The 9,607-nt window shown below is 49.0% G+C and carries 6 protein-coding genes; 5 read left to right on the forward strand and 1 reads right to left on the reverse strand.

Annotated elements, in window-relative coordinates; all coding sequences use genetic code 11:
- The first annotated feature begins 768 nt into the window (after positions 1 to 768).
- The 5 genes from Q1Q75_RS21735 to Q1Q75_RS21755 all read left to right on the forward strand — a co-directional run bounded on the left by Q1Q75_RS21735 (position 769) and on the right by Q1Q75_RS21755 (position 7,268).
- Positions 769 to 1,653, forward strand: a complete 885-nt coding sequence (locus Q1Q75_RS21735; protein ID WP_300675171.1) for a methylenetetrahydrofolate reductase — start codon at positions 769 to 771, stop codon at positions 1,651 to 1,653.
- A 238-nt stretch (positions 1,654 to 1,891) separates the two neighbouring features.
- Complete coding sequence (locus tag Q1Q75_RS21740) at positions 1,892 to 2,173, forward strand: PilZ domain-containing protein (RefSeq protein ID WP_300675173.1); 282 nt, start codon at positions 1,892 to 1,894, stop codon at positions 2,171 to 2,173.
- A gap of 403 nt (positions 2,174 to 2,576) precedes the next feature.
- The gene (locus Q1Q75_RS21745) at positions 2,577 to 4,667 is read left to right on the forward strand and encodes a hypothetical protein (RefSeq protein ID WP_300675175.1); all 2,091 of its coding nucleotides are present in this window, start codon (positions 2,577 to 2,579) and stop codon (positions 4,665 to 4,667) included.
- A 94-nt stretch (positions 4,668 to 4,761) separates the two neighbouring features.
- On the forward strand, positions 4,762 to 5,394 hold the full coding sequence (locus Q1Q75_RS21750; protein ID WP_300675177.1) for a transposase: 633 nt from the start codon (positions 4,762 to 4,764) through the stop codon (positions 5,392 to 5,394).
- Positions 5,395 to 5,765: 371 nt separating this feature from the next.
- Complete coding sequence (locus tag Q1Q75_RS21755) at positions 5,766 to 7,268, forward strand: Fic family protein (RefSeq protein ID WP_300675179.1); 1,503 nt, start codon at positions 5,766 to 5,768, stop codon at positions 7,266 to 7,268.
- Between the two features lie 1,138 nt (positions 7,269 to 8,406).
- On the opposite strand, the gene Q1Q75_RS21760 is transcribed toward Q1Q75_RS21755, so the two are convergent.
- On the reverse strand, positions 8,407 to 9,447 hold the full coding sequence (locus Q1Q75_RS21760; protein ID WP_300675181.1) for an IS110 family transposase: 1,041 nt from the start codon (positions 9,445 to 9,447) through the stop codon (positions 8,407 to 8,409).
- Between the last annotated feature and the right edge of the window lie 160 nt (positions 9,448 to 9,607).

Consider the following 9,607-nt stretch of genomic DNA (forward strand, 5'->3'; position numbering starts at 1 on the left):
GCTCAGGCTATTATATAAAAAGCCGTGCGTTGGTGGCTGACGTCGTAAGCCTTCATGGACTTCGGGGCAAAGTCGCCCTTATGTAACGCGTTACCGCCGGTTTTGGGGGTGTGAGGGTAGGGTGTGCTTGCGCACCGCGGGTAACCGTAACGGCTACGAATGCCCATGAATGGATCTCCCTGAGGGAAAAGCGTTCATAGTTCTTGGTTCCTGGTTCTTCGTTCGAGGAAACGCTGCGCTCAGTCTATTATATAAAAAGCCGTGCGTTGGTGACTGACGTCGTAAGCCTTCATAGACTTCGGAGCAAAGTAGCCCTTATGTAACGCGTTACCGACGATTTTGGGGCTATGAGGGTAGGGTGTGCTTGCGCACCGCGGTTAACCGTAACAGCCAAGAAAACCCATGCCCAGATATCCCCAACGCCGCCCAGGTATGGCAAAAGGTGTTGGTTTTATTGAAAAATGGTGCGCAAGCACACCCTACGTGTTGTCGCGTGGCGGGATGTTTTCGTTATATAAGCAGCCTGAAGTAGATTGGGCTGGATAGCCTTTTTTAAAAGCGTGCTTGGTTCTTGGTTCGGCGTTCTTCGTTCAAGGAACTTGCTTCGCAAGAAGCCTGATCGATGGAGGCTAAGGGACTAAAAGAAGGGCATTCTTAGTTTTTGGTTCGAAGGGGCGCTGGGCTTCAGCAATCATTATGGCCACAGGCTTCGTGCTTCTTCTAAATTTTCTATGCGAACAGTTACAATCGCCAAAGGAAATAAGCGTTATGGCTTCCTTATTTAAAAAAGCACTCGATTCGGGAAAATTTGTCATTACCTGCGAGGTTGCACCGCCCAAGGGGACAAATCTGGAGAAGATGGCTCACCATGTCGAGCTTTTGAAAGATAAGGTGGATGCCATGAATCTTACGGATCATCAGAGCTCGGTGATGCGTTTCCCCTCCCTGGGGGCGGCCCTGCTTGTTAAGGAGATGGGGGGGGAGCCGATTCTGCAGATGACATGCAGAGATCGCAACAGGCTTGCGCTTCAGGCCGACCTCCTGTTCGCTCACAGCAGGGGGATCCATAACGTCCTTTGCCTGACGGGAGATTCGGTGATGCTGGGCGATCACAAGGAGGCCAAGGGGGTGTTTGACCTTGACTCGAGTCAGCTTGTCGCGGCGGTGAGGCTCCTGGAAAAGGGAAAGGACTTAGGAGGAGGCGAGCTGGATGGCGGGGTCTCATTTTGTGCCGGGGCTATCGTGACACCGGAAGCGAATCCCCTTGAACCGCAGCTGATAAAATTTGAGAAGAAAATTGAGGCCGGGGCGGAATTCATTCAGACCCAGGCGGTGTTCGACATGGAAAAGTTTACCTCGTTTATGGATTATGCCGGGCAGTTTCCGGTAAAGGTGCTTGCAGGCGTTATACTCCTCACCTCGGCACCCATGGCCCGTTTTATGAACGCGAATATCGCAGGTGTGTCCGTCCCGCCGGAACTGATTGACGAAATGGCATCAGCCCCCAAGGGCGGGGCTTTGAAAAAGGGAATAGAGATTGCCGGCCGCATGATCAGGCAGATCAGTGAAGAGAAGATCTGTGCAGGTGTTCATATTATGGCGATCGGCAAGGAAGAGCTTGTACCGGAGATTATTGCGGCGGCAGGCGTCTGACCCCTGATATTTCGTGCATAAAACGGGGTGCACCTGACATGGTATTCGTAACGTGGCCTCGCGAAATATCAAGGGAATGATTACCGGTACGGTAGGTTTTTTATTGGACGATGCTCCTTTTTGCCCTGGGAGCGTCGTCCAAAACAGAAAGCAAAAAGGAGGGATGGGTTACAAAATGAGCACCTGAACCTGAAAGGGCATTAAAGTGATTCCCTCCGTTTGGGGAGAGGGGGAGAGTATGGAAAAGACAGACAACAAGAGACACCAGGAGCGACATGATTTCGACACCCCGGTTGTGTACACGGATGCGGCTGACGACCACTACCATGATGCCATGATGTGTAATTTCAGTGACGACGGCATGTGCTTTGAATCCGACACAGCCATGGAACCCGGAACAGACCTTTATGTGAAAACCGTGAATTTCTGTTCCATCAACCAATGTAAGGTGGCATGGTGCCACAAAATCGGATCAGGAGATGATGAAAAGTACGACATAGGCCTCAAGTGTGAAATTTGATCACTGGCTTAATTTGGAAATCAGAAGGTCGTGACTGGGCCATTCTGATAATCCGTTTCTCTCTCATTTTCAATGTGTACCCACTCTCTCACCCAATAGTTTGGCCCTCTAACGAAAAATGATCCCGTGGCTGTTTGATCTCTATCCGATGGATGCCGGGGCGGACCTCAATAAGGTCCGCCAGCCGGAAATATTCATCGCTGTCAACGTTGCCTGTGAAAAGGATTAAGAGAAGGGGTCACATCTGACAAAATATAAAAAATCTAAAAATATGGCGGCTTACGTCCATCGGCTTGAGTCGACATTTTCCGCAATCACGCTTTTTTTCCACTTTTCCTGCCCTTATTGTCTTTTATCTTGTTCTATAAAGCTCTGAAGTTATATTAAAATTTAGTTTTGTTGAATGTGTAGGTCTGCCCCCCTGCCTGACACCCTCGCCAAAGAGGTGGAGGGTGCCTGGTGGCAAGAGTCCACCAGCATCGTCTATGCCGAAGAGGGCAGCGATGCCCAAACCACCGTCTCCACCAGCAGAAACCGGCTCACCGGTTTAAGCGAAAATCTGGCATCCCATTCGGTCTCCATCGACATCCATGGCAATGAGACCGTCTCAAAAACCGTGGTGGATCGAAGCAGCGACACCGTGACGCAGGTCGTGGATTCTCCCTTTTCCGATACAGACCAGGTGAGTGTTTCGCGATACGGCCTTGTGGTCTCAGCCACCAGCGCCACGGGCCTTACCACCGCCTTGGATTACGACGCCCTGGGTCGAAGAGTTTCCGTGACAGACCCGCGCACCGGCACGGCCATCACCCATTACAACGAAAAAGGCCGTGTGGATTGGGTGGAAGACGCCGCAGGCTTTAGGCAAAAATTTGCCTACGACCCGGCAACCGGGATGAAAATCGCCGAAACCAACGCCCTGGAGAAAACCGTCCGCACCGCTCATAACCTCAAAGGTCAAGTGGTTCAGACCTGGGGCGACGCCACCTACCCGGTTGCCTACGCCTACGACGCCGAAGGCCGCATGAAGACCATGACCACCTACCGCACCGAGCAGCGCTGGAATGGCGAAAATTTTCCTGATTCGGCAACGGGTGACGTGACCACCTGGCACTACGATGACACCACAGGCCTCCTCACCGCCAAAGAGGACGCCCTTGGCAAGTCCACCACGTACACCTACACCACCGGCGGTAAGCTCCACACCCGCACCTGGGCCAGATCCGACCTGACCACCACCTACATCTACGATGACGCCACCGGTGAGCTGAAAACCATCGACTACAGCGACGACATCCAGGATATTACCTTTGCCTACGACCGCCTCGGCCGCCAGAAGGGAATCAGTGATGCCGTAGGTTTTCGCAGCTTCGCCTACAACGATTTTTTGGCCTTGGAGTCCGAAACCACCTCCGGCCTCATCAATCAGACCGTAACGCGAACATACGACGGCAAGGGACGAAGCAACGGTTTTGCCCTTGGTGCCGGGTATGACATTACTTACGGATTCGACGAGAATGGCAGGTTCAAGACTCTGGACTGGAACGCAGGCGGCCATGCCGACACCGTGACCTACGGCCGGGTTGAGGATTCTGAGCTGATTGGCGGATACTTTACCGGTAAAGGTTTTGCCGCCACCTATGCTTTCGAGCCCAAGCGGAACCTGAAAACCAGCGTGGAGAACACCTGGGACGTCGGCATTGTTTCCAATTATACCTATGCTTATGACGAGATTGGCAGGCGTGGTGCTGTGAAGAACTCCGGGGCTGCTTTTGCCGAGGCTGCCTTTACAAAATGGGGGTACAACGACCGCAACGAAGTGACCGAGTCTCGTCGCTACAAGGGGACCGATACGGGAGATCTAACAACGCCCGTAGATCCCGAAACCCGGCTTTTTGCCTATGACCCCATTGGCAACAGGGAAAACGCTACGGAAGGGGGGCCTGAGGCCCAGCAGGTTCTGAAAAGCTATGTTACAAATGACCTGAACCAGTACGCATCCATCACCGAAGATTCTGTGCCGGAGAGTCTTCGGTATGATGCCGACGGCAACATGACCGCCTGGGACGGGAATACCCTTGAGTGGAACGGAGAGAACCGGCTGGTTGCCTTCTATCCCAGTGCGCCTGCCGAGGGCGATATGAAGTTTGCCTTTGCCTATGACTACATGGGCAGGCGGGTCAAGAAGGTTATTTCCGTCTATACGGCAGGGGCTTGGGGTGATGAGACCACGACGCTTTTTGTTTACGACGGGTGGAACCTTGTCGCCGAGACCGACGGGGCTGGGGATGTTCTAAAGTCCTATGTCTGGGGGCTGGATTTGAGCCAGAGTCTTCAGGGGGCCGGGGGCGTGGGAGGCTTGGTCGCTGAGGTGATGGAGGGGGATGTTTATTATCTGGCCTGTGATGCCAATGGGAACGTGGGGCAGTTGGTGGATGGGAGTGGGCAGATTGCGGGGCGGTATGAGGAGAAGGGGTCAGACCTACACATCTGACAAAACACAAAAAACCACTAAAATAAAACAAGTTACATCCAAGGGGTTGAATCAATAAACTCCACTTATCATCCTCCACAGCAAAGGCAAACCCATGGCACGACCCTTACGGATCACCTTTCCCGGGGCGTTTTACCATGTGACATCCCGAGGGAACGAGCGAAAGAACATCTACAAGAGCAAGCGGGACCGAGAAAAATTCTTGGAATATCTCGGCGAAGCCCATGAACGCTATGGCGCGATTATTCATGCTTACTGCCTGATGACCAACCATTATCATTGTCTCATCGAGACCCCTGATGCCAACCTTCCTCAGATCATGAAGCACATCAACAGCTCCTACACCACGTATTTCAATGTCAAAAGGAAACGGTTCGGCCACCTGTTCCAGGGACGCTATAAGGCGTATCTGGTTTTTAAGGACGACTATGCACTTGAGCTGTCGCGGTATATCCATTTAAACCCTGTAAGGGCAGCCATGGTTGAGGCCGCAGAAGAGAGAGGTTTGTCTCGGACAAAAACCGGCGGCATGAATCGAGTCCGCTGGAAAAGGCGTCGGCATCGACGATTCTGGGGCCTGAGTCATTTATTGAAGGCATCAGCAAGAAATACCTTGAAGGGCGGCGCAGTGATCGTGAATTGCCGGCTCTCCGGGCCCTTGAGAGCAGGCCATCATTTGAGACCATTTCACGTGCTGTTGATGGGACTGTGGAAGAAGACAAGTTAGCCCGTAAGTTGAAAATTTATCTCATGAAACGATACTCCGGGGCGACACTCAAAGTGATCGGAGAACCCTTCGGTTTGGGGGAGTCTGCTGTCTCACAGATGTGCAGACGGTTTCATGTTTTGGCTGGTGATGATAAGGATATACGAAAGTTGTTGAATATATGTGAAAAACACATTTTGTCAGATGTGTAGGTCTGACTCCTTTGCATAACTATTTTTGCAACAGAATAATGATTTTTGCAGGGGCACCCCAAATCCACTCGGATCGACAATCGTTTTTACAACCATATAATTTTATGCAACTATTTTTGTTGACAGAGCTGTATTTGTAATTATATTTGCAGTGAAATAATAATTTTGTGAGGTTTGCCCATGGAAATAAACGTTTTTGATTTTCGACCGGCAGGTTACGCATACTTGCTGGAAAAAATTGCACTCGCAGGTGTGCCTAACTGGCACAGCTCATCGGTTTCGACTACAGGCACTCACTTTTCAAAGATTCAGGACGGGTTTGTAGAAGAAGTTTTCAGAACCCAATATTGGCCGGGGGAAAAGGTCGGTGGCCATCTTGAATTTGCACTGAAATATGACGGGATCAACTTGGGATTGCTTGCTCGAATCTTTGAAAAGATTTCTCAGGATAAGTTCACCGAGTACATCAAATCCAAACCAACCGGGAAGTATGCTCGTAGGATTTGGTTTTTCTATGAGTTTCTGACCGGAAAGCAACTACCTGTCGATGACCTGAATTCTGGAAACTATGTCGATGCATTGGAAGCTAAAGATTATTACACCGTTCAGAACGGGGAAAAATCTTCGCGCCACCGCATTGTAAACAACCTCCTTGGTCCAAAAACCTTTTGTCCTGTCGTCAGGAGGACCGAAAAGCTTTCCAAACTGGATTCATCCGACCTGCGAAAAAGGTGTGAGGATATTGTCACCGCATATCCACCGGAACTGCTTCGCCGGGCACTGAGCTACCTTTATAACAAGGAGACAAAGTCATCCTTTGAAATCGAGCACATAAAGCCCAATACCTCCCGAACTGAAAAATTCATTACATCGCTTGAGCTTGCGGAGAAGGAAGACTTCTGTGAAAAGGAAAAACTGATAGAGCTTCAGAACCGCATCGTTGACCCGCGATTCAAGGATAGCGACTATCGGGTGAGTCAGAATTACATTGGGCAGACGGTTGTCTATCAGAAGGAGATTATACATTTCATCTGCCCAAAACCTGATGATCTGCCAAGCCTGATGGAAGGCCTGATCGATTCCCATAAACGGATGAAAGCGGGAAATGTATCACCGGTCATTCATGCGGCGGCAATTGCCTATGGTTTTGTATTTCTCCATCCGTTTGAGGATGGGAACGGTCGAATCCATCGGTTTCTGATACACAACATTCTTTCGCTGCAGGAGATGGTACCACGCGGACTCATGTTCCCGGTTTCGGCTGTCATGTTTAAGAATCCGGTGGATTACGATGCATCGCTGGAAGCGTTCTCCCGGCCATTGTTGCAACTCATCGATTATCAGCTGGATGAAATGGGGCAAATGACCGTCGAGAATGATACCGCATGCTGGTATCAGTATATGGATATGACATCTCAGTCAGAAGCCTTATACGAGTTTGTAACCAAAACGATCGAAGAAGAGCTTGTGGAGGAGCTCAGCTTTCTGGTCAACTACGACACTACAAAGAAGGCGATACAGGACATCATTGATATGCCTGACCGCTTAATTGACCTGTTCATCCAACTGTGCCTCCAGAACAACGGCAGCCTTTCCGCAAGAAAAAGATCCGCTCACTTTGACTTTCTGACCGATGAAGAGCTGTCGGCCATGGAGCAGGCTGTAAGAGACGGCTACAATTGACAGGAGCTAGGAGCTAAGGGGTCACCCCTACACATCTGATAAAATATAAAAAATCCAAAAAATATGGCGGCTTACGTCTATCGGCTTGAGTCGAACTTTTCCGCAATCACGCTTTTTTTCCACTTTTCCTGCCCTTATTGTCTTTTATCTTGTTTTTAAAGGCCTTGAAATTATATTAAAATTTGGTTTTGTCATATGTGTAGGGGTGACCCCCTTTCCGAAAGGCTAAAGGCGAAAGGGAAAAGCGTTCTTGGTGCTTGGTTCCTGGTTCTTGGTTCGAGGAGTCGCTGCGCTCAGTCTATTATAAAAAAAGCCGTGCGCTGGTGGCTGACATCGTCGGTTTCCCTGTTCGTGATTTTCGTGTGGTTCGTGGTCAAAGGCTCTTAAAAAATCTTAAAAAACATTTCAACCACGAAAGGCATGAAAAACACGAACGTAAAAACTATAAAATTGGGGATTTAGGCGTTAAAAAGGCTTCGGCGTTCAGGCACCCTTATGGGACGCGTTGCCGACAGCGTGAGGGAGGGAAGGTAGGGTGAGAGAAGGGAGAGAAGGGGTCACCCATTTAATATCTTGTAAAGAGAAAAAACACCCTCTTCTCCGAAAAGTTGAACTTTTCAGTCTTTTTGTTTGAGTCACCAATAAAGGTAGTTACAAAGTGCTTTTTTTATATCGGATTTTGCGCCTGAAGTTTCAATAAATCGGTTGCAGAGTCAATCTGCACCAGTCACCCATCGGGATTAAGGCAGTGCAGGAGAAGCTACGCATCGCCTGCGGCCCTTGGCGCATTTGCGCCCCAGAAATCATCCAGTGCCATACCGTGTCCAAAAATAAATGACAAACCTAGTGGTTTTTAACCAACCCCTTATTGGTTCACGGCATGGGCAGATCGAAATAAAAAGAGCAAAAACAAAGGGGTGATGCGGTGCCAATCAAACCTGGTGGTTTTATTCCAACCCCTATGTGGGCTACCACACCACCCCAGTGTTTATAGGATACGAAGTATCATATTTCTCCTTAGACCTCCTGTCGCCCCTGACCTCTGGAGAACGTAGCTGTCAAGGCTGCGAAGCACCGAGCGAAGCGAGGCTTGGCCTTGATAGCTGCGGGCTCCAGAGGTAACCTTGGCGAGGAGGGCCTAAGAGTTAACAGGCGGAGAATAGTTAAACAGCTTCTCGTCATCAAAGGGTACATTATCTCTTATGATGTAATAAGAGGCTCTTGCAATTTTGTGAGCTAAAGCCTTGGTTGCAACGATCGCGTTGGTTTTAGCCTCTTTCTTTTGATAGAACCGCTGAGCATTGGTATTGAATCGCCTTATAAAATTGGCCGCTTCAACAAAGGCCCATTCCAGATACTTGTTGCCATTTTTTTTATTTCCTTTGCCCTTCACTTTGTCGTTTGAGGTCCTTTGTGATGACACACATCGACAATAAGAGGAGAAGTCACCTACCGTCTTAAAACGGCTTATATCGCCAACTTCAAGCATGATAGTAAGGGCAAGGATAGGGCCAATTCCGTTGATGGTCGTAAGGTTCTGAAATTCATTTTTTAGCTTCAGCTTTTTCTCAACCCGTCGTTCAATTTGCTTCGCATTGTTTTTTAGCTCATAGATTACCGACAACATGCGTTCTGCCGTAAAAAGAAGGTCATCGTCATGAAACATTTCTTTGATTGGCAAGGGCTTGCGTTCTCCGAGGATCATGTTCGTAGACACTCGCTGGCCGAGTTCCCGGTGAACCAGGCTTTTTAAAGAGAGAATCATTTGGGTTCGTTGCTGAATAAACATCATACGCCGTCTCATGAGATCCCTGATAGGCCGATTCTCTTTAGGGTAGATATAGCCTTCTTTGATCAAATTCATTTTGAGCATCCGCGCCAGCCAGATGGCATCTGATCTGTCATCCGTATGCTTGAGCCCCGAATACTGAATCATGGCCGCCGGATTGGAAAGTTTAACTGTATATCCATGACTCATGAGTGAATCCACAAGCCAGTACCAATTGAAAGTAGACTCGACAACGATGGATATCTCTTCTGTTGGATAGCGTGAAAGTTCTTGGAGTATGAGAGTTTCATCATTTGACAGCCTCTTTTGAAAGAGGAGTTCTTCGTCAGTATTCATTATGGCAACGAACATGTTGTTTGAATGTAGGTCAATTCCAACGTATAGTGGCATGTGCACCTCCCAGGATATATCGGTTATTTGTCTTGATTATTTATATAATCAAAATCTTGTGAGGTGCAACTTCTCCTCTTGCATCGCTTTGAAAGCAATACACCGATATATTTCGGGGACAGCATTGTTCGAGCAACCGATTGATATTAACATGCTATCA

The organism is Desulfoluna sp. (assembly GCF_030145185.1).
Classification (GTDB): Bacteria; Desulfobacterota; Desulfobacteria; order Desulfobacterales; family Desulfolunaceae; genus Desulfoluna.